Genomic DNA, 24,755 nt, shown 5'->3' with positions numbered 1-24,755 from the left:
GTTTTTCCGCGTCCGCATCGCTCGGCCAGGCGCTTACTTGATTTCGAGCCAATACGCTTCGACGGTCCCCTTGATCTTCATCTTCATCGGATTGCCGCGGCGATCGCGCGATTTTCCTAAGGGCGCGATTGACTGGAGCGCAGGTTTCTACGTGGACTGCAACGATCGCGAGGCGCTGATCGGGGCGATCGATGAATTGGCCGCGCGCTGGAACCTGCGCATCGATTGGGAGGCGACGTCGACGACGAGGACTTGTCCGCGGGCCAGGATGCCGTGTCGCTGTTGACGCTGGCCGATGACCGCCTGCGCGGATACGGCGACAGCGTCTGGTGCTGGGACACAGGCAGTGAGTTCCGTGCCGGTTGGATGGCACGCAGCTGCGACGATCAGGAGATGCAGCGGCTGGCCGCGATGCTTGGAATCGACCTGTGCCCATGCAGCGAGCCGTTTTGATGGATCGAATGTGTTGGATCAGGTCCGGGCCGCGAACGGCCCGGACCGCCTCTGCCGAGGCCTCAGTTCTTGGCCGTCTTGGCGATCACCTTCGAACTTACCTTCGCCCCGCCCTTGTTGATGGACACGACCAGGAATTGGTAGGTCGTGTCCGGTGTGAAGCCTTGCAGCATGGATTGCGTGTCGCGGGTGACCGCATACGAGACGATTTGGCTGGTGGGGCTATAGGCGAGTATCAGGTAGCCGGTCGCGTTGGCCGCCGCGCTCCATTGCACCGTGCTGGTCGTCTTGGTGGTGCTGACGCTGACGCCGCGCACCTGACCGGGCGGTGGCGTGTTGCGGTCGTTGCCATGCAGCAGTGAGTTGAACAATAGCGACCAAGATGCCATCGAGCCCAGACCGGTCGTGTTGTCGTAGCCCAAACCGGCGGAAAAGCCGGCGACGCCGTTGAACAGGCTGGCGATGCCGTTGCTGCCTTCGAGGATATCGTGGGTGCCCGTGGAGACGGTACCCTTGACGTTGCTGTAGAGGAACGGATTGGCGAAGCCGATCCCGTCCAGGCCCGCGTACCGACGTGCCTGATTGGCGATGGTCATGAAACTTGCCCAGATCGGCGCCGAGAGACTGGTGCCGCCCACGATCCTCCAGCCGCCCTCCAGTTCGGAGTAGATTGCAATCGCCGTGGCTGGGTTGCCAGTGGCGGCCACGTCGGGGAAATTGCGCCGCGTGGACGAACCACCGTTAGGCGCGGCGATCGACACCTGCTTGCCGTTGCTGTCGGGGATCAGTTGGTAACCGGGAATCGGCCAGTAGCTGCTGACGCCGCCGCCGGTCGCGCCTAATTGCTCGCCGAGCAGATTCCAAGTTTCCTCGGCCAGATAGCTGCCGTCCTGTTGAGTGAACAGCGTGGTACCGCCCACCGAGGTGACCAGCGGTTGGGTGCCCGGATCCGCGCCGTGCAAGCCGTTGCCGGTGCGCCCGTAAGCGCCATGGTCGCCGGAACTGGCATAGACGCCCTGGCCTTGCGCCACCATCTGTGTCAGCACCTGGCCTTCCGCGGCCAGTGCCTGAGTGCCCATCAGCTCCTCATCCTGGCCGTAGGAAATGCTGACCGTCTGCGCCGTATTGTCGTCGGCCATCGCGCCTAATGCCGCCAGCAACGCCACCGGGTACGCGTCGTCGCCTTCCTCGTAGACCAGGATCTGCTGCAACTGCGGATTCACCGCGATCGCCGTGTCGATGTCTAGTGCTGTCTCGCCGGCCACGATTTCATAGCTGACCGCGCCGTTATAGCCGTTGACATTGCGCACCTTCACCGGCACGTTCGGCAGCCCGAAGGTCTTTTCGTAAGTGGCGATGTCGCTGCTCAGGAAGCCGCCTTGCGCGAAGATCGCCAGAGTCTCCGACTTGCCCGGCGCAAGTTGATTGGGGATGGTATAGGCCTTGCGGATGTCCTGCGGGCTGAAGCCGCCATTGGGGCCATGCCCTATGTTCTCGGGAACTGCCCGCAGGCCGTGCGCGGTGCGTTCCTGGTTCATGGCCGCGCGCGCCGCCGGATCGGTCGGTGCGTGGATGGCTAGCGTTCCCAAACGGTTGGCGTCGTGCAGTCCGACGATGCCGCCGACGTGGCCGACCAGTTCGCTGGGTAACTGTGGTTGCTGATCGGCTGAGAAGAAGGCCTTGCCGTCCTGATCCTGATAGCGGTTGAAGTTCACCCCGAGCTGCTTGGAGAAAGCGTCGGCGGGTGCGCTCACGGTGATCAGCGTACCTGCGGCACCGATACTCTTGATCCGCATGCCATGGGCTTGCGTGTAAGCTTTGACCGCATCGATGTCGTTCTGGCGCGCGCCGAAGCGCTTGGCGAATTGGCTGTTGGTGAGGTAATGCCCATAGAGCGGATCGCCTGGTTGCGAGACGTGCATCGCGTAGTCGTAGGCACCTGCGCCGTCCTTCAACGGCAGGGTCATCACCACGTTGATCGGCGTGCTTGGCGCCAGTGCGCCGAGTTTCTTCGCGCTCTGCAATTGCTTCGGCAGATGGGCCAACTCGGGCGTAATGGTCTGGTTTTGCTGTGATGCAGCGATCGCGTTCGTGGAAAGAATGGCCAGGAAGGCGATGTACAGGGGGAGGTGGCGTAACAGTGCAACATCTTTCATGCAAAAGTACCTTCGTGATGAGAGGGACTGCGAATCGCATTGCTGGAACGACATGCACAGGCACGCCGCAGCGCCGGCAGTACGGGATGCGAGGAGATGTATGGAGCGTGAAGAGTCGCGGTGACTCTGTTCCGAGTATAGGTATACGCCCGTCGCTAAAGTAGACAAATAGCGGGTGCGTTTGGACAGCGCATGCACAGCGAAATACTGCCCGAATGCACGCGTGGCTGGCATTTGATGTTGCGCATCGGATGTCGGCCTGTTGCTGTTGCGCTTTTTGTGGGCATGGCTGTCGCAGCCATTGACGCTGTTTAAGGCACGGCCGTGTGTTGTGCAATGCCGGCTTGCAGGCCGAACGTCAGGAATTGTTCAAGCTCACCCGTCAACGCAAGATTTCCGACGAAATCGCGCGCGCTTGATCCGCAACCTGGATCTGCTGGCAGCCCGGCGCAAGAGTTGAACGACCGCGGTGTGCGGGAGCGGTAAACCACACGAACGGATTGGTGGCGAACATGGCCTGGATATCGGTTGCACGTCGACGGGATTCGTCGGCGTGGCCGGTGAGTTTTTCCGCGTCCGCATCCCTCAGCCAGGCGCTTACTTGGTTTGGAGCCAGTACGCTTCGACGGCGCCCTTGATCTTCATCGTCATCGGGTTGCCGCGGCGGTCGCGCGATTTTCCGACTTGCACGCGGATCCAGCCCTCGCTGATCGAATACTCTTCCACGTTGTCACGCTCCACACCGTTGAAACGGATGCCGACACCACGCGATAGCGCCTCGGTATCGTGGAATGGGCTGTGCGGGCTGATGGCCAGGTGATCGGGGGGCGTCTCGGACATCGGGTCAGGTGGCGTGTGGCGGCGGACAGCGCCGTCTTCCGGTGGCGAAGCATAAACGCTCGCGGCGCGGTTGCCGAGTTCCGCCGCGCTTCCGTCGCCGCGCCAGGCACGGCACACTGGTGGTCCCGTGATGCCGATTGCACCGCCATGCCCGATAACAGTGTCGACTACGACGACCCCGAGGACGGGTTCGGCGATGTGGACGAGGACGACCCGGACACCCAGCAGGGGCTGATATGGAACTTGCTGTTGCTGATCAATCCTGGCGATGAGGAAAGCGCCCTGCGTCAGTTCGCTGCCTACCGCGAACTTGCTGGCGAGACTGAGCGCGAGGGCCAGGATTGGCTATGGGCGCTGAAGGACGCGATCGACTGGAGCGCTGGTTTCTACGTGGACGGCAACGATCGCGAGGCGCTGATCGGGGCGGTCGATGAATTGGCCGCGCGCTGGAACCTGCACATCGATTGGGGTGGCGACGTCGACGACGAGGACTTCTTCGAGGGCCATGATGCCGTGTCGCTGTTGACGTTGGCCGATGACCGCCTGCGCGAATACGGTTACAGCATCTGGTGCTGGGACACCGGCAACGCGTTCCGTGCCGGCTGGATGGCACGCAGCCGCGACGATCAGGATATGCAGCGGCTGGCCGCGATCCTTGGGATCGACCTGCGCCCGGGCAGCGACCCGTTTTGATGGAATGCGCTGGATCGGGTCCGGGCCGCGAACGGCCCGGACCGCCTTGCTTGTCAGTTCTTTGCCGTCTTTGCGATCGCCGCTTCGCTCACCCTCGAGCCGCCCTTGTTCACGGAGACGACCACGAATTGGTAGATCGTGTTGGGCGTGAGGTCCTGTATCGTGTATTGCGTGCCACGGGTGACGCCGTAGGAGGCGATGTCACCGGTGGTGTAGTTCTGCGCGACCACCACGTAGCCTGTCGCGTTGGCCGCAGTGACCCATTTCAGCGTGCTGCTCGCCTTGGTGGTGCTGATGTTGATGCCGCGCACCTCACTTGGCGGTGTCGTGCTCCTGTCTTTGCCATCCAGCAGCGCGCTGAATAATATCGGCGAGGACGCAATCGAACCCAGGCCGGTCGTGTTGTCGTAGCCTATGCCGGCGGAGAAGCCGGCGACGCCGTTGAACAGGCTGGCGTTGCCGTTGCTGCCATCGAGGATATCGCGGTTGATCGTGGAAGTATTGCCGTTGACGTTGCTGTAAAGGAACGGATTGGCGAAGCCGATCTGGTCCAGTCCAACGGTCTGGCGCGCCTGGCTGGCGATTGTCATGAAGCTGGCCCAGATCGGCGCCGAGACACTGGTGCCGCCAACGATGATCCAGCCGCCTTCCAGTTCGGAGTAGACCGCAACCCCCGTGCTGGGGCTAGCGATGGCGGCCACGTCGGGGAAATTGCGCAGCGTGGACGAACCGCCGTTGGGTAGGGCGATCGAGACCTTGTTGATTTTGCCGGGCATCCCGCCGTTGCTGCTGGGGACCATTTGGTAATCGGGGATTGGCCAGTAGTTGCTGAAGCCGCCGCCGGTCGCACCATATCCGATGCCAAGCAGATTCCAGGTTTCTTCGCCCTGATAGCTGCCGTCATGTCGAGTGAACAGCGTGGTGCCGCCGACCGAGGTAACTAGCGGTTGGCTGCCCATATCTTCGCCGCGCAAGCCAATACCGAGTTTACCGTAGGCGCCCGAGTCGCCGGCACTGGCGTAGACGCCCTGACCTTGCGCCACCATCTGTGTCAGTACCTGGCCTTCCGCAGCCAGGGCTTGAGTGCCCAGCAGCCCCTCATCCAGACCGTAAGAGATGCTGACCGTCTGCGCCGTATTGTCGTCGGCCATCGCGCCCAATGCCGCGAGCAGCGACGTCGGGTACGCGTCGTCGCCTTCCTCGTAGACCTGGATCTGCCGCAACTGCGGATTCACTCCGATCGCCATGTCGATGTCCAGTGCTGCCTCGCCAGCTATGCCTGGATTATTGACCGCACCGCCATAGCCGTTGACGCTGCGGACCTTCACCGGCACGTTCGGTAGCCCGAACGTCTTTTCGTAAGTGGCGATGTCGCTGCTCAGGAAGCCACCTTGCGCGAATATCGCCAGGGTCTGCGACTTGTCCGGCGCCAGTTGTTTGGGAATTTGATAGGCCTTGCGGATGTCCTGTGGGCTCAAGCCGCCATTGGGGCCATGCCCGGCGTCCTGAAGAACGGCTCGCAGGCCATGCGCGGCACGATCCTGAGCGATGGCTGCGCGTGCCGCTGGATCGGTGGGCGCTTTGATGGCCAGTGGTGCGAAGCGGTTGGCGTCGTGCAGTCCGACGATGCCGGCGACGTGGCCGACGAGTTCGCTGGGCAACTGCGGTTGCTGATTGGCCGAGAAGAATGTCTTGCCGTCCTGATCCTGATAACGGTCGAAGTTCACCCCGAGCTGCTTGGTGAAGGTGCCGACGGGCGCATTGAGGGTGATCAGCGAGCCGGCACCACCGATACTCTTGATCTGCATGCCATGGGTTTGCGCGTAAGCTTTGACCGCATCGATGTCGCTCTGGCGCGCGCCGAAGCGTGCGGTGAATTGGCTGGTGGTGAGGTAATGCCCGTAGAGCGGATCGCCTGGCTGTGAGACGTGCATCGCGTAGTCGTAGGCGCCAGCGCCGTCCTTCAACGGCAGGGTCATGACCACGTTGATCGGCGTGCTGGGCGCCAGTGCGCCGAGTTTCTTCGCGCTCTGCAACTGCGTGGGTAGATGGGTCAACTCGGGCGTGGCGGTCTGGTTGCCCTGTGGCGCGGCGATCGCGTTGGCGGAAAGTGCCGCCAGGAAGGAAAGGTATAGAGGGAAGTGGCGGAACAGGGCGACATCTTTTTTCATGCGGAAGTACCTTACTCAGGAGGGACTACGAATCGCATTGCCGGAATCGCATGCACAGGCACGCCGCAGCGCCGGCAAACCGGGATGCGAGGACATGGATATAAAACGTGAAGAGTCTCGGCGACTCTGTTTCGAGTATATGTCTACGCCTATTGATGCCGTAGACAAATGGTGAATTTGCTTGGATAGCGCATGCGCAGCGGAATACTGCCGGAATGTGCGCGTGGCTGGTGTTTGTGTTGCGCGCCGGCTGTCGGCCATGTTGCTGTGCGGTGCTTGGAGCGCGTTATGGCACTGTTGTCATGGCGATTTTCAATTGGCCTCGCCGCGGGCTTGCGCGCGGGCTTGGTGGATCAGTGCCTTCATCTGTTTGCGATGGGTGTGTCGCGACACCGGGATCGCGCCCAGGCGGATTACTTCCTCGCGCAGCGGGGCGGGGATGTCGTAGTGCGCGCCGCTGCGTTTGTTCTGGAAGGCGCGGCGGGGAATACCGAGTTGCGCCGCCATTGTGTGGAGTTCGTCCAGCGTATCGGCGAGAAGATGCCCCCAGCGCTGACCGCGCCAGGGATGCACCGCATCGTCGATGTAGACCGCCATCGCGTCCGCTCAGGTGTGGGGTTGCGTGTCGTCTGCATGCAATGCGTCGGTGGCGTTGCTCGCTGTTGCGTCTGCCCCTGCAATCGCATTCGCATTGTGCTCGGCACCAGCGTGGTCGTCATCGCTGCGCTGTGTGTTGTCTTGTTCGGCGAACTCGGCGACCAATGCGTCGAGGTACTCTGCTGCGGTCTTGCTTTCCGCGGCGGCCAGGACGTCGATCATCTGTTGCAATTGCGCTGAATAGTCGAGCGTGATGGTGTTGCCTTCCTGTTCCTGCAGGTTGGCTAGATGCTTGAGCATCGCCAGCATCGGCACCGGGTTGTCGGCGTTACCCATACTCTGACCACCGACCGCAAGCAGCCACTGCCGCCCCTGCAGGCCGATTGCGGCCAGCACGCGACCGTTCTCGTCCTGCAGCACGGCGTGGTTGGCGATGGGTTGCTCGCGATCCAGACGGGTGAAGGCGCGCTGCGGCTGCTGCTTCTTGCGCTTGTCGCGCTTGGCTTTGGAGGTTTTGGACACGGTGGTCTCGTCTGCGAAGTCGCGTCCATTGTAAACGCCGTTGCGCGGACGATCTCCACGTAGTGGCGACCGATCACGACGCCGTCGATGCAATTGCAGCGGGGTCAGCGTTGTGCGGTGGTCTCTGCGCTGGGGGTCTTTGTCACCGTGACGGTGCCGTTGATCGTGCGCAGCGCGTCGCGGGCGGCCGCAGCGGCGACTTCCGGCGAGGTGGTGCGCGGCGGCGCGGTTTGCACTTCCGGCTTGGCCGCCGTCGTGGGTGCTGCCGCAGGTGTGGCTGTCGGCGGCGTTGCGGGCACTGTGGCGGGGATGGCCGGGGCCGTACTCAGGTCCGGTACCTTGGTGTCGGCATCGGGTTGCAGTTTGCCAAGGGCGACGCTGTGGTCGGCGTCGGTGCTCGCGGCTTCTTCCGCATCTTTGGTCATCACCACGATGCTGATGCGGCGGTTGATGGGATTATTCGGCACCTGCTTGTCGAACAGCACCGAGGATGACAATCCGACTACGCGCGAGACTTTGTCTTCGCTCATGCCGCCGGCAACCAGTTCGCGTCGCGCCGCGTTTGCGCGGTCGGCGCTGAGTTCCCAGTTGCTGTAGCCGTTCTTGCCGCTGTATTGAGTGACGTCGGTGTGGCCGGTGATGCTGATGTGGTTGGGGACCTGATTGATAAACCCGGAAAGCTCGTGGAGGATGCCGCGTGTATAGGGCTTGAGCACCGCACTGCCGAGATCGAACATCGGGCGGTTTTCCTTGTCCACGATCTGGATGCGCAACCCGTCCGGGGTCAGGTCCAGCAGCAACTGGTCTTTGAATGGTTCCAGTGCTTGACTCTTGTCGATGGCTTCCTTCATCTCCTGCATCAGCGATTCCAGACGCTGTTTTTCTTTTTCGCGTTGCGAGATCTTGCTGTCGTCCCCCTTCAGACTCTTGCTGCCGAACGGATCCTTGTTGTTGCCACGTTGCAACTCCCCGGAGCCGCCGAGCTTAATCATCGAGGTGCTGGCGCCGCCGGGCCCGGCCATGCCGGGGCTTGGCGCTGGGCTCTTGCCGGCCAATGGGCTGGGATTGCGAAAATACTCGGCGATGGCCGCCCGCTGTTCCTTGGTGGTGGCCGCGACCAGCCACAGCACCAGGAAGAACGCCATCATCGCGGTCACGAAGTCGGCATAGGCCACTTTCCACGCGCCACCGTGGTGACCGCCGCCCTGGACCTTTTTGACCCGACGGATGATGACGGTGGATTTGGTCTCGGCCATGACCGCGTTACTTGATCGTCTTCAGGTGCGACTCGAAGTCGGCGAAGCTCGGACGCACGTTGGTCGGCAGGGTTTTGCGCGCGAATTCCAGTGCGATCTTCGGGTTGTAGCCGCGCAGGCAGGCCAGCAGCGCGGTCTTCACCGATTCGTAGATGCGCCCGTCTTGTTCGGCGCGCGCTTCCATCGCCGCCGACAGCGGCGAAACGAAACCATACGCCATCAAGATACCCAGGAAGGTACCGACCAGCGCAGCGCCGACGTGGTGGCCGATCTCCTCGATCGGGCCGCCGATCGAACCCATGGTGATGACGATGCCCAGCACCGCAGCGACGATGCCGAAGCCCGGTAGACCATCGGATACCTTGCTCAGTGCGTGCGCCGGCGCCAGTGCTTCGTGGTGGTGCTTTTCCAGTTCCAGTTCCAGCAACGGTTCGAGTTCGTGCGGTTCGATATTGCTGCCGATCATCAGCCGCAGACAGTCGGTGATGAAGTCGAGCAGGTGATGGTCGGCCAGCACTTTCGGATAATTGCCGAAGATCGCGCTGGAGGCAGGATTCTCGACATGGTCTTCCAGCGCCATGAAGCCATCGCGCCGAGCCTTGTTCAGCAGTTCGTAGATGAGGGTGAGGGTGCCGCGGTAGTCGTCGGCTTTGTACTGCGGTCCTTTGAACACGCCGATGATGCCGCTAATGGTTTCCTTGACGATCTTGCCCGGGGTGCTGACCAGGAACGCGCCCAACGCCGAACCGCCGATGATCATCAGCTCGTAAGGCTGCCACAGCGCGCCGAGTTTGCCGTGCGAGAGCACGTAACCACCGGCGACGCTGACGAGGACGACGATGAAGCCAACGATAATGAGCATGGCAGGGGGGCCTGCGGGCCGAAACGGGGATACTCTGATGTCGGCCCGGCGGCCTGTTTCTGAAGGTGCGACCGATGGCCGAAGCGGCGGCCGACCTTGGATGCGGGGCGGCGTTGGCCCCGTGTGTGCTCGCCGAGGCGGTGGTTCAGCCGATCGCGCCGCTGCCGCGGCGGACGCATTTGAGCGTTTCCCCCTGCCCGGATAAGGTCAGCGTGGCCTGGTCAGACAGGGGCTGCCAGAACGTGTTGCCGAGTGCATCGGCATAGCGTGCTCCCGGTTCGGTACCGGTCCCGGCACGGTGCAGGTCCAGGGTGATGCCACGCACCCGTAGGGTCAGGCGCTCGCCGGTTGCGTCGAGCGCGGCGGGGACGAGCTCCTCGCCGCAACGCCATTGCACGGGCAGGACGTCGGCCTGCCGTTCGACCGCCGTAGCCGGTGGCGGCGTGGTCGCTGCGGGCCCTGCCGGTTTGGCCTGCGGCGATGTCGGTGTGCGCTGGCAGGCGCTCAGCGTCAGCAACAGGGCAAGGTAGAGAGTGAAACGGAGTAACCCACGCATGCTGGTTCTCCCATGGGGTGGAGGTGTCGCGGATCAGGCAGGTTCGGTCTCCCCGCCGCTGCGGCGCAACGGATTGGGCAGCGCTTGGCCCAGCTCGGTGAATTGCAGCGAGACCGAATTCAGGCAGTGGCGTTCGCCGCTGGGGGGCGGACCGTCCGGAAACACATGCCCGAGATGGCTGTCACAGCGTGCGCAGACGATCTCGGTGCGGATCATGCCGTGGCTGGTGTCGCGCACCTCGCGCACGTGGTCCGGGTGGTAAGGCGCGAAGAAGCTGGGCCAGCCCGTGCCGGAGTCGAACTTGGCGCTGGAGCGGAACAGCGGCAATCCGCATAGCCGGCAGGTGTAGACGCCATCGCGCTTGTTGTCCAGGAACGCGCCGCAGAACGGTGCCTCGGTGCCATGCTGCAACAGGACCCACCGTGCTTCGGCATCGAGTCCGGCGATCAGACGCTCGCGTTCGGCGGCGCTGAGGGGCGTGAGGTCGAATTGGCGCATGGCATGGCCCGTGGCAGCGTGTGAGTGCAAAAGATGAGGGCTGTCGGCAGGGGATCAAGCCGTTGCCGGTGGCACCGACGCAGTGCCCAGCGGCGACGGGCACCGCATTCAGATGCTGGATCAGTCCGGGCGTGGACTGGCGCAGGACGATGGCCATCTGCAACGCGGTGCAGACCAGCTCGGCGGGCATGGTCGCATCCACACCCCACGACGATCTTGCGCGAATACAGGTCCAGTACGGCGGGCAGATACAGCTGGCCGCGTTCGGTGCGGATGTAGGGAGGAGGTCACCGAGTTCTTCAGGGTCGACCAAGTAGGGGGACGACGTGTGTGCTGGGCACACGTGTGTGTGCAAGTCGCTAATTTCTATGTCAAGGAGCAAATTTTTAGCTCTATGATCAATCGTCCCGTCGATAGTCGGCGGGACATAGCAGAAATATGGAGATCTCAAATGCGTGAGCTTACTGCAGTCGAGCTTGACCTGATTTCAGGCGGGGACGATATGTCCGGAGAACCTTATCCTTGGTATAGTAATCTTGGTAATTGGGCCAGGGATTTTTATAACAGCATAACCACCGAAACAGCGCACTCAACACCACCGACATACACCTCTGGTGATGTTAGTGGGTTTATGAATCAATGTCTAGCAGCAGGTGGTTCGGTGTCGTTAGAGCAAGTCAATGGCGAGATTAGTGGAGCCGGCATTGTTAGAGAGATAACAGCTGGCGGATCATTTAACTATTTTAAGCTGACGTGCAGTAGGTGAAAAACTCACCTGCAGAGAAGTCTGCAGGTGATTTAATATGAATGATATATGTAAAAATATCACCCCGAGCTTGGCTGAGCTGCATCAGTTGAGCAAGCATTTGCTCGTGCCATTTTTTACGAAAAAGCTGACCCGTGCGCGCGTAGTGTGGATGAATCACAGTTGGATGCGCATGCAAGGGCTAGATTTATCCAATCTCTCAGTAAAGGAAGAAGTGAAAGACTGGATACTCAGTGAATATGCAGTCTCATCAAATGGCATAGATCTAGGCGGCAATGAAAATGTGGTGGGAACAGTATTTTATGCGGACCGTTATGGTGCAAGCGAGGGATCCCTCCACGGAGGGAGCGGTCGTTGTGGCACCAGTGGGATGTTCAATGCCAAGGGCATAGGGAGAACGCCCCTGGTTTCTGCTGGAGTCGATTGGTCGCATTCGCATGGATTACTGACGCTTTGTGACGCGATCCGTGAGGTAATCGCCAGCGAGATTCTCTCTAGGGAAATGCCTCATGGCGCAATGCCTGTTGTTGCGATCATCGATACCGGCTTTGATCTCCCGATGGGCGAGAGTGAGTCACCAGTACGCTGCGCTATTCTCGTTCGGCCCAATTTTTTGAGAGTGGCCCACTTTGAGCGTAGCGTTTTTTTTGGAACTCGTGGATTTGAAGGTTCCGACCAATATTCTGACGAGAATAGGGTGCGGGAGATGTATTCCAATATAGAGCGCGCATATTGCAAAGAAGCCATAAGTGCTGAATGCGCGCTTGCCGAAACTTTTTCACGAATAGTATCTCAAGTTGGGCACAGCCAAGCGCACCGGATTTGGAATGGACGGCCGGGTAGCGATAGTTTTGCGATTGACGGATCGCTTCTTGATTTTGGAAATTTCAGGGCTTTGCCAGACTGGCGTAGCGCAGACGATGGAAATGGACAGATTTTTGGTCGCGATTTGTTCGAATTGATAAAAATAAGCGACTCGCTAGGTCATTATTTGTCTAAACATCGTGGTGGTGGTGCAATACGCCCACTTCAATCACCGCAAGTTATAAATGAAAATCTGAAGGCTGCTTTTATTCGCGGATGTCTTGTTGGGATAGGGTTGCCTTCATTCAGTCAGGGAGCGATTGCCATGGCTGGAGCTCTTTATGATGTATTTCGTGCCCAGCAAAGAATTAGGCATAGACTGGATTTGACCTTGGAGTCTCCTAGTGATGCCACTGTACAGAGCTCGTTTCGTCATTATATTGACTTGGTTTCAGCGCCCTTCATCGATGCTGTAGTTGAAGATCTAGCAGACGTGGCTCGTAAAGACTCTTGGCGCCACTCCCGCGCTACAAATTTCAGGAATGTTCTCAACGCTCAACTTGGCAGATGGCTAGAGCCAAGGGAGGATCTGTTTTTCATGAAATGCAAGTTTGCGATTCAAGCAGCAACCAAAGAAGCGATGACTTCTGATAATGCAGAGGATATATTAAGTGATTTCATTGCCCGCAAGGTGACGTCAGGCAGAAGAATATGGCCTGATCTTGCGAACGATAAAATACTTATTGGCTACTCTGTAACCAGGGACAGCGAACTGCAGTGCTCTTTCGATCTGAAGGAAGGATGTTTCATTACCACGCTAACGGCCAATAGCTCCACGCAGGAGATGGAATTTTTTGGGGCTAACCAAGATGATCGGCTGGAGGATGGAAGTTTTCAAATAAGAACAGTGCTCTGTCCGATCGGGGGAGCAAATCTAGCACGAGGCGCAAGTCCCAAGATATTTTTCGAGGCCGCTGAAGCAGTGGGGAAGTTAAATGCGCAATGAAGAGGAGGCAATCAGTGAGAAGTGCGGCGATGAAAAACTATGTCGCACTCAAGACGAATACATGACGGATGTTGGCAAGGCTATCCAGTTGTTGATGCGTACAGATAGAAAAAAGTTCAGTATTGCGGCCACCTACATGTGGTTATGGCCTGCGATTCGCTTGGGCCAGATAATGACATTGCAGACAAGTAGAGGGCTATGGGTTGCTTATGCTACCTGGGCTTATTTATCGCCCGAAATCGCTTCAAGACGTTGGAGTTGCGATCCGCCCTACTTACATATGAGCGAATGGAACGAAGGCAATGAGCTTTGGCTAATTGATTTTGTAGCTCCTTTCGGCAATGCGAAGGAGCTGGGTAAACTATTAAAGAGAAAGTTCGCTACGGAACATGAGCGAGTGAATTATGTTGCCCGACATTCTGCCGGCATAATCATGCAGTCGCGGTCGCTTGATTTTGGGAGGCGCAAATGACTAAATATGCATTTAAATGGCGACATCTTTTTGTTCTTATGGTGGTTGCCGTTTCATTTCTCGGAATTGCCATCTGGATTAATTACAGAATAAACCTCCATATGTTCGGGGCGGCTTGGTCGGCAGTCAATAATCTGTATTATGACGACCACTTTAATGGATACAATTGGAGTGAAGTTCGTGAGACCTACAAGAAGAAAATCCCGATAATGGATTTCAATCACGATAAAACAATAGATGTCGTTAAAGAAATGTTGGAGTTATTGGAGTCCTCGCATCTGACATATTTTACGCCTTCTGAGGCTGCCGTTAGCCTTCCCAAGAAGGCGGATATGGTGGGGCTGCTATGGCCGGATGTCTCGGTAGGAGCAGGGATGCTGATGTCAGAGCCTCGCTCAGCGCGATTTTCGGTTGTTAAGAACATAGAGCCAGCCTCTCCTCTCTATTTGCAAGGGGTGCGCGAAGGATGGCACATTTTGCTCGGCCCAGTAGCTGGTTCAGATTATAAAAAAGGAAGTGTGGATATAGGTGTTGACGCAATATCGCTGGACGGCGCAAAAAAATACTTTATCGTTTCCATTCCGATTGCTCCAAGTCTTCCCGATGACATTGAGAGGGAGCGGGGCGTAATTAAATTAAATAGATTCAACTCGGCTGTATTCGCGGAATTGATAAGAATGATAAAAAATAATGATGCTGCATTCGATGAAATTTTGTATCGGCCGTTGAAATTGACGATCACGAATTCCGATATTGGTAAGGATATAGGGGTAATAGACGTTCTTAACAGATCTAGCGCAGAGCGAGCAGGTGTTGAGCCCGGTGATGAGGTAATAGGAATCAAGCCCGCATCAGGATCGGGACAGAAATCACAAGCGCTGAATTTTAGTGTTAAAAATGCCAAGGGAGATATTATCAATCTAGTGGCAGAACCCAATGATTCCGATGTATCCAAGCGGCTGAATTTAAGGATTACTGAGCAAATCGCTTATGAGTTCAAGGGGTCATGGGTTATCAAATTCAACAGATTCAACACGAGTAACGCAACTTGGTTTATACAGCAAGTGCGCTCCCATCCAGGGAAGCCTGTCATTATTGATCTCCGATTCAATAACGGAGGTGTGGAAAGTTCTATAGGGCGTATAGCAGGAAACTTCCTGTCGCCTGGAATTTTGATTGGAACCAAGCAAGGGCGTGCGCCGTACAGTGATCTACGCATACCTACAGGGACACAGGCCACGCAAGCTCCCGTAGAAATACTCGTTAGTGAGGCGACAGCTAGCGCCGCGGAGGTTCTTGCTGCGACTTTGCAACACTATGGCCGGGCCCGAATTGTTGGCACAAGAACGTCGGGGCAGGTTCTGATCGCACGCTTGTACGATTTAGGAAGTGGGGCCTTCATTCATATACCCGTTGCTTCTTTTAAGGATCCGTCCGGAATTTCTTTAGAACGAAGAGGCGTGATGCCGGATTATAGCGTAATGAATTCATTGGCTGATATTCGAAGCGATCGCGACGCTGCCCTCGAATGCGCCGCTGCGCTGAATAATGGGATGGATTGTTCAAGGTGAACGTTGCAGTCGCCATCGGGTGCATCGGCTCATGCGCACGCAGGGGCTGTGTGCCCAGGTGGGCTATGGTCGCAAACCACGCTTCCATGCTGGAACGCCGTGCAAATCGGCGGCCAACCTGCTTGATCGGCAGTTCGAGGTGACTGAGCCGGACACCGCCTGTGCGAGCGATTTCACCTTCATCCGCACGCATGAAGGCAGGATGTACCTGGTGGTTGTGATCGACCTGTTTTCCCAGGCAAGTCGTCGGCTGGGCGATGCGCGATCGGGCCGATACCGAGTTGGTCGTGCAGGCCGTGTTGTTGGCGGTCTGGCGGCGCAAACCCGCATCCGGTTGTCTGGTTTACTCGGACCAAGGATCGGTCTACACGAGCAATGACTGGCGCAGTTTCCTGGCATCCCATGGGTTGATCTGCCGCATGAGTCGGCGCGGCAACTGCCACGAGCGCGAAGCCTGCCCTTGGGGCACAACGCCCCGGTGGAAAGCTTCTTCGGCCTGCTCAAACGCGAGCGGATCAGGGGCCATGTGTGTGAGTCTCAGTGTTTTAACCTACCGTGCGAGCCAAAATTGGGGGAAAATCCCGGGGGCGGCTGCCTAGACTGCGGCTAAACCCATCCATGGCGCTATTCAGCCAGGGATTTGATCCAGACGAGGTAGATGCATGCGGGTCTTGATTCTCGGCAGTGGTGTGATCGGTACGGCCACGGCGTGGTATCTGGTCCGCAGCGGTTGCGATGTGACCGTGGTCGACCGCCAGCCAGCGGCCGGGCTGGAGACCAGCTATGCCAATGCCGGGCAGGTCTCGCCTGGCTATGCCTCGCCCTGGGCTGCACCCGGTGTGCCGCTGAAAGCGTTGAAGTGGTTGTTTCAGCGCCACGCGCCGCTGGCGATCACCCCCACCGCCGATCTCAAGCAGTACCTGTGGCTGGCGCAGATGTTGCGCAATTGCACGGCTGAGCGCTATGCGATCAATAAGGCGCGCATGGTGCGCCTGTCCGAGTACAGCCGCGATTGCCTGGATCAGTTGCGCGCCGAGACCGGTATCGCCTACGAAGGGCGTCAGCTCGGCACCACCCAGTTGTTCCGTACCCAGGCCCAGTTGGACAGCGCGGCCAAGGACATCGCGGTGCTGCGCGAGTACGGCGTGCCCTACGAGTTGCTGGACCGCGCCGGCATTGCCCGGGTCGAGCCGGCTCTGGCCGACGCGCCCGCGACGCTGGTCGGTGCGTTGCGCCTGCCCAACGATCAGACCGGCGATTGCCACCTGTTCACCCAGCGTCTGGCCGCGCTGGCGGCGGCGGCGGGCGTGCAGTTTCGCCATGGCGAGACGATCCAGGCGTTGCTGGCTGATGGCGACCGCCTCGATGGCGTGCGCATTGGTGGCCGTGTGGAGCGTGCCGACCGCTATGTGGTCGCGCTGGGCAGCTATTCCCCGGCGTTGCTCGCGCCGTTGGGGATCCGCTTGCCGGTGTATCCGTTGAAGGGCTACTCGCTGACCCTGCCGATCCGCGATCCTGCACGGGCGCCCATCTCCACCATCCAGGACGAAACCTACAAGGTAGCGATCACTCGCTTCGATCAGCGCATTCGCGTCGGTGGCATGGCCGAACTGGCCGGCTTCGACCTGTCGCGGCCGGCGCGGCGCCGCGCCACTCTGGAGAAGGTAGTGCGCGAGTTGTATCCGTACGGAGGCGATCTGGCCGCCGCCGAATTCTGGACCGGGCTGCGCCCGGCCACCCCGGACGGCACCCCGGTGGTCGGCGCCACCAGCTACCGCAACCTGTTCCTCAATACCGGCCACGGCACCCTTGGCTGGACCATGGCCTGCGGTTCCGGCCGCTATCTGGCCGACTTGATTGCCTCGCGTCAGCCGCAGATCGACGGCGAAGGTCTGGATCTGTTCCGTTATTCACGTGCTGCCAGCGCACTTGCTGCGGAGGCTGCTGCGTGCGCCCAGCTCGTGCGCTGATCGATCTCGACGCGCTGCGCCATAACTATCGTCTGGCTCGGCGGCTCGGGGGCGGCAAGGCGCTGGCGGTGGTCAAGGCCGATGCCTATGGGCATGGCGCGGTGGCATGCGCGCGCGCGCTGGAGGCCGAGGCGGACGGGTTCGCGGTGGCCTGCATCGAGGAGGCGCTGGAACTGCGTCAGGCCGGCATCGCGGCGCCGATCCTGCTGCTGGAAGGTATCTTCGAGGCCGACGAATTGCCGCTGGTCGCCGCGCATCGGCTGTGGTGCGTGGTGGCCTCGCCCTGGCAGGTGGAGGCGATCGCCGCCTTCGACGCACCGCAGCCGCTGTGCCTGTGGCTGAAGCTGGACAGCGGCATGCACCGGCTCGGCCTGGCCCCGGACGCATTCCGTGCCGCGCATGCGCGGCTGAGCGCGTTGCCGCAGGTCGAGCGGCTGGTGCTGATGAGCCATTTCGCCCGTGCCGACGAATTGGAGAGCGCACGCACACTGGAACAGGTCGAGGTGTTCCGACAGGCCACCGCCGACCTGGCCGGAGAGATCAGTCTGTGCAATTCGCCAGCCTTGCTGGGCTGGCCGCAGGTGCACAGCGATTGGGCGCGTCCCGGTCTGATGTTGTACGGCGCCGACCCGTTCGCGGCGGCAGCGGCGCAACCGGGCGAACTGCGTCCGGTGATGACCCTGCAATCCAAGGTCATCGCGGTGCGCGATCTGGCGCCCGGCGAGCCGGTTGGCTACGGTGCGCGCTTCGTCGCGCCGCGGCCGACCCGGGTGGGGGTGGTCGCGATCGGCTATGCCGACGGTTATCCGCAGTTCGCGTCGAACGGCACGCCGGTGCTGATCGACGGGATGCCGGGCGAGCTGATCGGACGCGTGTCCATGGACATGCTGACCGTGGATCTGACCGAGCATCCGCAGGCCGGGCTTGGCAGCGTGGTGCAGTTGTGGGGCGCACAACCGCGGATCGATGCGCTGGCCGCACGCTGTGCTTCCAGTGCCTATCGCCTGCTGTGCGGGCTCAAGCGCGCGCCGCGCCACTACCTGGGCGGTTAGGGGGCGGCTCGCGCTCCCGCCGCATCAGCGCTCTGCAACGGTGGCATCCTTGCGCAACTCGCGATGCAGCCAGTCGTCGAGCATGCGCTTTTCGTAGCGCAGGGGATCGGTGTTCAGGCCGAGCGAGCTATTGAGCAGATAGCTGCCGTCCAACAGCTTGCGCTCGCCCTGTTCCACGACTTGGCCATTGGCACCATACAGGGTGAAGGTCAAATTGATCCGGGGCGGGTAGATGTCGCGCATCACCCGGACATCGCTCCATTGCAGGCCGTGCCAGGGCTCGTAGTCGCCAGCGCGCTTGATGTCGGTCAGCTCGATGTCCAGGCGTTGCCCGGGCTGCAATTGCTTGCTTGCCTGCTTCTGCAGGTATGCGGCCAGATCGTGTACCCAGTCGCCGCGCTCGGCGTCCCAGCGGTTGCGGCTCTGGCGCAGTTCGCTGAAGGTGGCCGGGTCGGCCCAGCCGACATGCACCGGGCTGTCGCCGGCGATGCTGCGCGCGGCCTGCGGATCGGTGACGTTGCGGACCTCGGCGCAGGCCCCGCCCGCCCACAGGCAGGCGATAGCCAGCGCCATCCAGGCAGAACGGATCGTCATGGCGGATCTCCAAGCACGTGTCGATCAAGTGTGCGCGCGTGCCGCCATGTCTGCAATCGCGGTGGCCGGTGCATGTAAAGGTAGTTTTCGCCTGTCTCATGCGGCAATTGGAGTCTGCGTCGTTGCCGCGACGACCGTATCTTTTTCAGGATTGAGCGTGACCGCCTGGATCCGTTCCCAGCTTCGCGTTGGGCCACTCCAACGCAAGGGATGGGCATGACGGGCCTGTTGATACAGTGCATGGCGTGCTTGCAGCAGGTCCACGTCCTGGCCGGTATGGCGTTGTTGTGGACTCACATACCCGATGCCGCTGTGCCGATGCGCGTGGTTGTACCACTGCACGAAGCTGGCCGCCCATTGGCGCGCAGCCTCCAGGTCAGCAAAGCCCTTGTTCGCAAACTCAGGCGGGTACTTGGCGGTGCGGAACAACGATTCGACGAAGGCGTTATCGTCGCTCACACGCGGGCGCGAGTACGAGGGCTTGATGCCCAGCCAGTGCAGCATCGTCAGCGCGCTGGTGGCCTTGAGCGCGGCGCCATTGTCGCCGTGCAGCACGGGGCGTTGGTCTGGTGCCTTGAGCGCGATCTGCTCGGCCAAGGCGGTGCGCCGGACCAGTTGGGTGGCGTGGTCGGCGCGGTCGCGCTCATAGACCTCCCAGCCGATGATCTTGCGGCTGTACACGTCCATGATCAGGAACAGGTAATACCAGTGCCCTACCACGTCGGTGGGCAGATAGGTCATGTCTCAGCACCAGACCTGGCCCGGCGCGGTGGCGATGTGCGTGCTCGGCGCTCGGCTTGGACGTGGCTCGCCGTCGTCAACACCGCATCAAACCGCGCCGCCGCCGTCCACACGCCGGCTCGCGGTGGCTCGGCCAACGATTGGCTCAGCCAGCGTTCCAGCGTCGCTTCCGAGACTCCAATCTCCCGCGAAAGCGCATCCACCGACGTACTCTCTGGCGACAGCAACCGCGCCACCGCCTTGTCCTTGAACTGCTGTCCGTATCGTGCCACGTCAACCTCTCGTTATCGCCCCCGCTGTAAATCCTATCCGGGCGACAACTACTCTGACATGGGGGGGCGTCGATGGCACGGCGGATTGTTCGCTGATTCATCTGTGCGCCGTCCGCACCCGTTTGGCGGCTGCGTAGTAGTTTTGTTAGCCGCTCTAAATGGTGTCCCCTGGCCCATATCCTGACAGGGCGGGGCGATGCGATCGTGTCTGGAAGCGTCGCGCTCAGTCCACTGTAAATATTTTGTGATACGAAACTCATTTCGTCGTTGCTTCATGGCGAACTACTACGAAGCCTGCCTAATAATGGCGAGTGTCTTGCATTAACAACCGGTCCCCCAACGGTTGGTCAGTGCATCGCATCCCCCGCCACATTATCAAGAGGCATCCTCATGTACACACATTCGACCATTCGGAATTTCCGCAAAGCCGCGATATGCACGGTGCTCGCACTGGCTGCCGGTGCTTCCACATCCGGTAGCGCACAAGTAAAAATCGTGTCTGCTATTACGAAAAATTATGACGTCGGGGCGAAATCACTGATGATACAAGTCACCGGTCATCATAGTAACACGCCGGGGTGTGTCCAGCTGGTTCCGCCGACAAATAATCAGCCCGGCTACGGCCGCGTTCCGATTCTATTAGTCGGTTCCACTTACGACGTGTATGCGATGCGAGATGATGCCTGTAATTCATATGTAATCGGATCATACGTGACTGGGTATAACGTGAATAGTACGCGCAATCTACTGATTACTATTTCGAAAGAATTATATGATGCAGGGACTTTAACGATCGAACCGTTGAAATAAACAATTAACAGCCGTTGATGTACGCGGCGGCCCACCGTGCTACGGGCCGTCGCGTTGCCGATGTCAGCGCTGCCGCGCACAATCCATCCAGCGGCGCGCATGATGTTCGTATCTCAGTCAAGGCGTTGCACACGCGCTGCCATACGCCCGACCCGCATGCCACAGATGGATTGCCGAAGGTGCCGAAGCGTTCGTGCAGAGCGTGTCGCTGCGTCTGCTAAGGCATGTGGCGCTTCTGGCCGGTTGCGGCCAAGGCTTGACGGCAGCCGGGCCGTTTCAACAAGATGGAGGTTCATCCTTGGTGTCCTGGCGTGCTGTCTGTGCTGGGGAGGCTGATCGCATCGCCCATTCGCCAACGCAGGCCGCGTCTAGAACAATTGCCGTCATGTATGCCAGTTCCGATTCTTCCTCGTCTCCACTCGCGCAGGCGAAGGATCTGCATTACCGCGAGATTTTCGACAAGATCGATTACGGCTTTTCGGTGGTCCAGGTGTTGTTCGATGGCCCGCGTGCGGTGGATTACGTGTTCCTGGAGGTCAATGCGGCGTTCGAACGCCAAACCGGCATGCACGACGTGGTCGGCCGACGCATGCGCGAGTTGTCGCCGGCTCATGAGGAGCTCTGGTTCCAGCGTTACGGCGAAGTTGCGCTGAGCGGCCGTTCGGCCAAGTTCGAGAGCTTTGCCGCCGAGCAGGGCCGTTGGTGGGCGGTGGATGCGTTTCGTATCGGCGCGCCAGAGCTGTGCCAAATCGCCGTGCAGTTTCTCGACATCACCGAGCGCAAACGGGTGGAGCGCGATCTTGCCGAAAGCGAGGCGCGCTTCAGCGCGCTCGCCGAGGGCTTGCCCATGCCGGTGTGGGTGCTGGATGTCAGCGGCGAATTGCGTTTCACCAATACCGCCTACGCGGAATTCTTCGGCATCGATATGCAGGCCGACGATGCACGTCCGAGTTGGAGCAATGTGCTGCATCCTGAGGATGCAGGCGTGTTCGCTTTCGAATTGCGGAATGCGTTGTGCGATCAACGCAACCTGCGTGCGCTGGTGCGTGCGCGCCGCCATGACGGCCAATGGCGATGGGTCGAGATGACCGCAGTGCCGCGTTACTCCGCCGAGGGTCAGTTCATCGGTCTGGCCGGCAGCAGTCCGGACGTCACCGAACGCCGCGATATTGAACTGGCGCGTGAGCAACTGCTGGAATCCGAGCGTACTGCGCGTAACGCTGCCGAGAGCATGGCACGGCTGAAAGACGAATTTCTGGCCACCTTGTCGCACGAGCTACGTACGCCGCTGACCACCATCCTCGGCTGGAGCGACTTGCTGTTGCAGCGATTGCCGCCGGATGATCCCAGCAGCAAGGGGCTGTCGGTCATCGCCAGTAGCGCGCGTGCGCAGCAGCGGTTGATCTCGGACATGCTCGATCTCAGCAGTATGCTGCTGGGCAAGGTGCAGTTGGAAGTAGAAGCGCTGGATCTGGCCGAGCAGGTGCGCGAGGCGATGCGCGCGCAGGAGCCTGTGGCCGATGGCAAGGACCAGGCATTGACCCTGCAGGCACCATCGCAGCCGTGCATGGTGCTGGGCGACGCCACGCGTTTGCAGCAGGTGTTCTGGAATCTGTTGTCCAATGCGATCAAATTCACGCCTGCGCATGGGCGCATTGCCTTGACGATCGAGGTGGATGCAGACGGCGAGCACGTCAACATCGCGGTGCGCGATTCCGGCGATGGCATTTCTGCCGATTTCCTGCCGCATCTGTTCGGTCGGTTTCGCCAAGCCGACAGCACCACCACGCGCCTGCATGGCGGGCTGGGTCTTGGCTTGGCGATCGTGCAGCAATTGGTGGAGATGCACGGGGGACAGATCAGCGCGGCCAGCGAGGGTCGCGGTTGCGGCGCGGTGTTCACCGTGCGCCTGCCGTTGCACCGCGATGTATCGTGCAAGCGTCCGTTGCGCGAGGTGCGTGCGTTCGCGACGTCCGAGAAGGTGGTCGAGGCTTATGCGCTCAAGGGCATGCGTCTGCTGGCGGTGGAAGATCAGCCGGATATGCTCGATTACCTGCGGCGCTTGCTTGAAGCGCAGGGGGCGGAGGTCGTCGTGGCCGGTTCCGCCAGCGAAGCGCTGGAGGTGCTCGATGATGGTGGCCATACCGCCATCGACGTCTTGGTCACCGATATCGGCATGCCGGGCATGGACGGCTATGGCCTGATTCGCACCGTGCGCGAGATCATGTGCCTGGGTGCGGCCGAACTGCCGGCGGTGGCGGTGACCGCGCTGGCGCGCGACGACGATCGTCGCCGCGCGTTGCAGTCCGGGTTTCAGGAGCATCTGGCCAAGCCGTACAGCGTGGCGCAGTTGGTGTCGGCGGTGCGCTTCGCGCGGCAAGCTTGAGTCGCGTTGCAGGTCGATGTGCGTCGCGGGTGCGATGATGGGGGCGTGTGCCCCGGCACGCTCTCGATTGTGCATGGGATACAGGCGTTGCGTGGCGCAGACGGTGGTGAAGGTGGTGCTGCTCAGGGGCGCATTGAACCTGGGCGATCCCGTCGATGCGGCATGAATTTTCTGGTTGCACGAATCCGCATGGTGTGCCGATGGTCGTGGCGGTTCTGGTGCCGTGATCGTCGCGCCGCCGCTTCTTGACATGGCTTTCACTTTTTCTGTGGCGGGGCTGTGCATCATCGTCGTCCGCCCGATTTCCTGGATCTCTACGACGCATGTCCATGTTTTCGTCGATTCGTGCCCGCTGGGTGGTGTGCTCCCTTGCGGTTGCGCTGCTCGCCGCTTGCGGCGACACCGCCAAATATTCCATCGAGGATGGCATGGGGCCGGATCCAGTATTGCCCGATCCGGTGAAGCAGATGATTCCCACTGTGAAGATCGCCGAGGTCAAGGGCTGGGTCGACGGTGCCATGCCGGTACCGGCCGCTGGCCTGGCGGTGCATGCATTCGCGCGCGATCTGGATCATCCACGCTGGCTGTATGTCCTGCCCAACGGCGATGTGTTGGTGGCCGAGACCGCGGCACCTCCAGCGCCGGATACGCAAGGCGGTGGCCTGCGCGACAAGATTCAGAGTGCGATGATGGCCAAGGCAGGTGCCGCGGTATCCAGTGCCAATCGCATTACCTTGCTGCGCGATGCCGACGGCGATGGCGTGGCCGAAGTGCGCACGCAGTTTCTGAAGGGCCTGTATTCCCCGTTCGGGATGGCCCTGGTTGGCGATCGCCTGTACGTTGCCAATGCCGATGCGCTCGTCAGCTTCCCCTACAATGATGGCGATACCCAAATCAGTGCTGCACCCAGTTTCGTCGCCAACCTGCCCGGCGGCATCAATCACCACTGGACCAAGAGTCTGTTGGCCAGTCGCGATGGTAAGAAGCTCTACGTTGGCGTGGGTTCCAATAGCAACGTTGCCGAGAATGGCATGGAACAGGAGCTCAACCGCGCGGCGATCCTGGAAGTGGATGTGACCAGCGGCGCCACCCGGGTATTCGCCAGTGGCCTGCGTAATCCGGTGGGGTTGGCTTGGCAGCCCGGCACCGACACGCTGTGGACGGTGGTCAACGAGCGCGACGAACTCGGCAGCGATCTGGTCCCGGACTATATGACCTCGGTGCGCGAGGGTGGTTTTTACGGCTGGCCCTATAGCTATTACGGCCAGCATGTGGACGAGCGGGTGCAGCCGCAAAATCCGCAGTTGGTAGCGAGCGCGATCAAGCCAGACTATGCGCTTGGCGCACATACGGCGTCGCTGGGCCTGGTCTTTTACGAAGGTACGTTGTTGCCGCCGGCTTATCGTGGTGGCGCCTTCGTCGGCCAGCACGGCTCCTGGAATCGCGATCCGCCCTCCGGTTACAAGGTCATCTACGTCCCCTTTGTCGGTGGCAAGCCCATTGGCAAGCCGCAGGATGTGCTGACCGGTTTTCTCGACGTCGAAGGCCGCGCGCAAGGCCGCCCGGTGGGTGTGGCGGTGGACAAGCCGGGCGCGTTGCTGGTTGCCGACGATGTCGGCAACGTGGTCTGGCGGGTCACGCCGAAGATGGGCAGATAGGCATGAGCGGTTGCCGCACTCCCACGCGGAGTAACTAACAAAACGACTG

The 24,755-nt window shown here is 60.4% G+C and carries 21 protein-coding genes and 4 pseudogenes; 12 read left to right on the top strand and 13 right to left on the bottom strand.

The window, feature by feature from the left end:
* Positions 1-33 precede the first annotated feature (33 nt).
* Positions 34-87, bottom strand: coding sequence for a hypothetical protein (locus XalbCFBP2523_RS17030; RefSeq protein WP_230596034.1), 54 nt, complete (start codon positions 85-87; stop codon positions 34-36).
* A 31-nt stretch (positions 88-118) separates the two neighbouring features.
* Here XalbCFBP2523_RS17030 and XalbCFBP2523_RS04515 point away from each other — a divergent pair.
* Positions 119-453 (top strand): annotated as a pseudogene (locus tag XalbCFBP2523_RS04515) (DUF6630 family protein); the annotation flags it as partial.
* Positions 454-515: 62 nt separating this feature from the next.
* Here XalbCFBP2523_RS04515 and XalbCFBP2523_RS04510 read toward each other — a convergent pair.
* Both XalbCFBP2523_RS04510 and XalbCFBP2523_RS04505 read right to left on the bottom strand, forming a co-directional pair.
* A complete protein-coding gene (locus XalbCFBP2523_RS04510) occupies positions 516-2,609 on the bottom strand; it encodes a protease pro-enzyme activation domain-containing protein (protein ID WP_045766412.1) in 2,094 nt (697 codons plus the stop codon).
* 597 nt (positions 2,610-3,206) lie between these two features.
* The gene (locus XalbCFBP2523_RS04505; RefSeq protein ID WP_045758891.1) at positions 3,207-3,449 is read right to left on the bottom strand and encodes a DUF3297 family protein; all 243 of its coding nucleotides are present in this window, start codon (positions 3,447-3,449) and stop codon (positions 3,207-3,209) included.
* 147 nt (positions 3,450-3,596) lie between these two features.
* On the opposite strand from XalbCFBP2523_RS04505, the gene XalbCFBP2523_RS04500 reads away from it, so the two are divergent.
* On the top strand, positions 3,597-4,142 hold the full coding sequence (locus XalbCFBP2523_RS04500) for a DUF6630 family protein (RefSeq protein ID WP_045761082.1): 546 nt from the start codon (positions 3,597-3,599) through the stop codon (positions 4,140-4,142).
* A gap of 53 nt (positions 4,143-4,195) precedes the next feature.
* Here the strand turns inward: XalbCFBP2523_RS04500 and XalbCFBP2523_RS04495 are convergent, their stop codons facing one another.
* The 7 genes from XalbCFBP2523_RS04495 to msrB all read right to left on the bottom strand — a co-directional run bounded on the left by XalbCFBP2523_RS04495 (position 4,196) and on the right by msrB (position 10,604).
* On the bottom strand, positions 4,196-6,313 hold the full coding sequence (locus XalbCFBP2523_RS04495; RefSeq protein WP_045766411.1) for a protease pro-enzyme activation domain-containing protein: 2,118 nt from the start codon (positions 6,311-6,313) through the stop codon (positions 4,196-4,198).
* Between the two features lie 312 nt (positions 6,314-6,625).
* Positions 6,626-6,910, bottom strand: a complete 285-nt coding sequence (locus tag XalbCFBP2523_RS04490; protein ID WP_045766410.1) for a DUF4031 domain-containing protein — start codon at positions 6,908-6,910, stop codon at positions 6,626-6,628.
* A 9-nt stretch (positions 6,911-6,919) separates the two neighbouring features.
* Complete coding sequence (locus XalbCFBP2523_RS04485; RefSeq protein ID WP_045766838.1) at positions 6,920-7,432, bottom strand: hypothetical protein; 513 nt, start codon at positions 7,430-7,432, stop codon at positions 6,920-6,922.
* Positions 7,433-7,536: 104 nt separating this feature from the next.
* Positions 7,537-8,688: a flagellar motor protein MotB gene (motB, locus tag XalbCFBP2523_RS04480; RefSeq protein WP_012917413.1), complete on the bottom strand. Its 1,152-nt coding sequence runs from the start codon at positions 8,686-8,688 to the stop codon at positions 7,537-7,539.
* Positions 8,689-8,695: 7 nt separating this feature from the next.
* Positions 8,696-9,550: a flagellar motor stator protein MotA gene (gene motA, locus XalbCFBP2523_RS04475; protein WP_012917412.1), complete on the bottom strand. Its 855-nt coding sequence runs from the start codon at positions 9,548-9,550 to the stop codon at positions 8,696-8,698.
* A 145-nt stretch (positions 9,551-9,695) separates the two neighbouring features.
* Complete coding sequence (locus tag XalbCFBP2523_RS04470) at positions 9,696-10,106, bottom strand: hypothetical protein (RefSeq protein ID WP_052687965.1); 411 nt, start codon at positions 10,104-10,106, stop codon at positions 9,696-9,698.
* A gap of 33 nt (positions 10,107-10,139) precedes the next feature.
* Positions 10,140-10,604, bottom strand: coding sequence for a peptide-methionine (R)-S-oxide reductase MsrB (gene msrB, locus XalbCFBP2523_RS04465; protein ID WP_045766409.1), 465 nt, complete (start codon positions 10,602-10,604; stop codon positions 10,140-10,142).
* 451 nt (positions 10,605-11,055) lie between these two features.
* On the opposite strand from msrB, the gene XalbCFBP2523_RS16270 reads away from it, so the two are divergent.
* From XalbCFBP2523_RS16270 to alr, 7 genes and pseudogenes are all read left to right on the top strand, one after another.
* Positions 11,056-11,370, top strand: a complete 315-nt coding sequence (locus XalbCFBP2523_RS16270) for a hypothetical protein (protein ID WP_146084033.1) — start codon at positions 11,056-11,058, stop codon at positions 11,368-11,370.
* Positions 11,371-11,407: 37 nt separating this feature from the next.
* Positions 11,408-13,180, top strand: a complete 1,773-nt coding sequence (locus XalbCFBP2523_RS16265; RefSeq protein WP_146084032.1) for a protein adenylyltransferase SelO family protein — start codon at positions 11,408-11,410, stop codon at positions 13,178-13,180.
* Positions 13,170-13,652: a toxin-activating lysine-acyltransferase gene (locus tag XalbCFBP2523_RS04455; RefSeq protein WP_080928157.1), complete on the top strand. Its 483-nt coding sequence runs from the start codon at positions 13,170-13,172 to the stop codon at positions 13,650-13,652. Before XalbCFBP2523_RS16265 ends, XalbCFBP2523_RS04455 begins: the two co-directional genes overlap by 11 nt.
* Positions 13,649-15,223: a S41 family peptidase gene (locus XalbCFBP2523_RS04450; RefSeq protein WP_080928156.1), complete on the top strand. Its 1,575-nt coding sequence runs from the start codon at positions 13,649-13,651 to the stop codon at positions 15,221-15,223. Before XalbCFBP2523_RS04455 ends, XalbCFBP2523_RS04450 begins: the two co-directional genes overlap by 4 nt.
* Positions 15,219-15,752: pseudogene (locus tag XalbCFBP2523_RS04445) on the top strand (IS3 family transposase); the annotation flags it as partial. The gene XalbCFBP2523_RS04450 and the pseudogene XalbCFBP2523_RS04445, both read left to right, overlap by 5 nt.
* 133 nt (positions 15,753-15,885) lie before the next feature.
* Positions 15,886-17,193 carry a D-amino acid dehydrogenase gene (locus XalbCFBP2523_RS04440; RefSeq protein WP_045766407.1) on the top strand — a complete coding sequence of 436 codons (1,308 nt, stop codon included), beginning with the start codon at positions 15,886-15,888 and terminating at the stop codon, positions 17,191-17,193.
* Complete coding sequence (alr, locus tag XalbCFBP2523_RS04435; RefSeq protein ID WP_045766406.1) at positions 17,172-18,245, top strand: alanine racemase; 1,074 nt, start codon at positions 17,172-17,174, stop codon at positions 18,243-18,245. The genes XalbCFBP2523_RS04440 and alr overlap by 22 nt, the downstream gene beginning before the upstream one ends.
* A gap of 24 nt (positions 18,246-18,269) precedes the next feature.
* Here alr and XalbCFBP2523_RS04430 read toward each other — a convergent pair whose 3' ends face one another.
* The 3 genes and pseudogenes from XalbCFBP2523_RS04430 to XalbCFBP2523_RS17385 all read right to left on the bottom strand — a co-directional run.
* Entirely contained in the window at positions 18,270-18,839 is a 570-nt protein-coding gene (locus tag XalbCFBP2523_RS04430; protein WP_012917403.1) for a DUF3016 domain-containing protein, read from the bottom strand.
* A 96-nt stretch (positions 18,840-18,935) separates the two neighbouring features.
* A pseudogene (locus tag XalbCFBP2523_RS04425) lies at positions 18,936-19,646 on the bottom strand (transposase); the annotation flags it as partial.
* An 83-nt stretch (positions 19,647-19,729) separates the two neighbouring features.
* Positions 19,730-19,852, bottom strand: a pseudogene (locus XalbCFBP2523_RS17385) (transposase); the annotation flags it as partial.
* A gap of 390 nt (positions 19,853-20,242) precedes the next feature.
* On the opposite strand from XalbCFBP2523_RS17385, the gene XalbCFBP2523_RS16260 reads away from it, so the two are divergent.
* The 3 genes from XalbCFBP2523_RS16260 to XalbCFBP2523_RS04415 all read left to right on the top strand — a co-directional run bounded on the left by XalbCFBP2523_RS16260 (position 20,243) and on the right by XalbCFBP2523_RS04415 (position 24,706).
* Positions 20,243-20,662 (top strand): hypothetical protein, encoded by a 420-nt coding sequence (locus XalbCFBP2523_RS16260; protein WP_146084031.1) that lies wholly within the window; start codon positions 20,243-20,245, stop codon positions 20,660-20,662.
* 385 nt (positions 20,663-21,047) lie between these two features.
* Entirely contained in the window at positions 21,048-23,048 is a 2,001-nt protein-coding gene (locus tag XalbCFBP2523_RS04420; RefSeq protein ID WP_045766405.1) for a hybrid sensor histidine kinase/response regulator, read from the top strand.
* A 323-nt stretch (positions 23,049-23,371) separates the two neighbouring features.
* Complete coding sequence (locus XalbCFBP2523_RS04415; protein ID WP_012917398.1) at positions 23,372-24,706, top strand: PQQ-dependent sugar dehydrogenase; 1,335 nt, start codon at positions 23,372-23,374, stop codon at positions 24,704-24,706.
* The last annotated feature ends 49 nt before the right edge of the window (positions 24,707-24,755 follow it).

The sequence above is a fragment of the Xanthomonas albilineans genome (assembly GCF_002939705.1).
In the GTDB taxonomy this organism is placed as follows: Bacteria; Pseudomonadota; Gammaproteobacteria; order Xanthomonadales; family Xanthomonadaceae; genus Xanthomonas_A; species Xanthomonas_A albilineans.
Note: the sequence above shows the minus strand (reverse complement) of the source record. Positions and strands in the feature narration are given on the sequence as shown.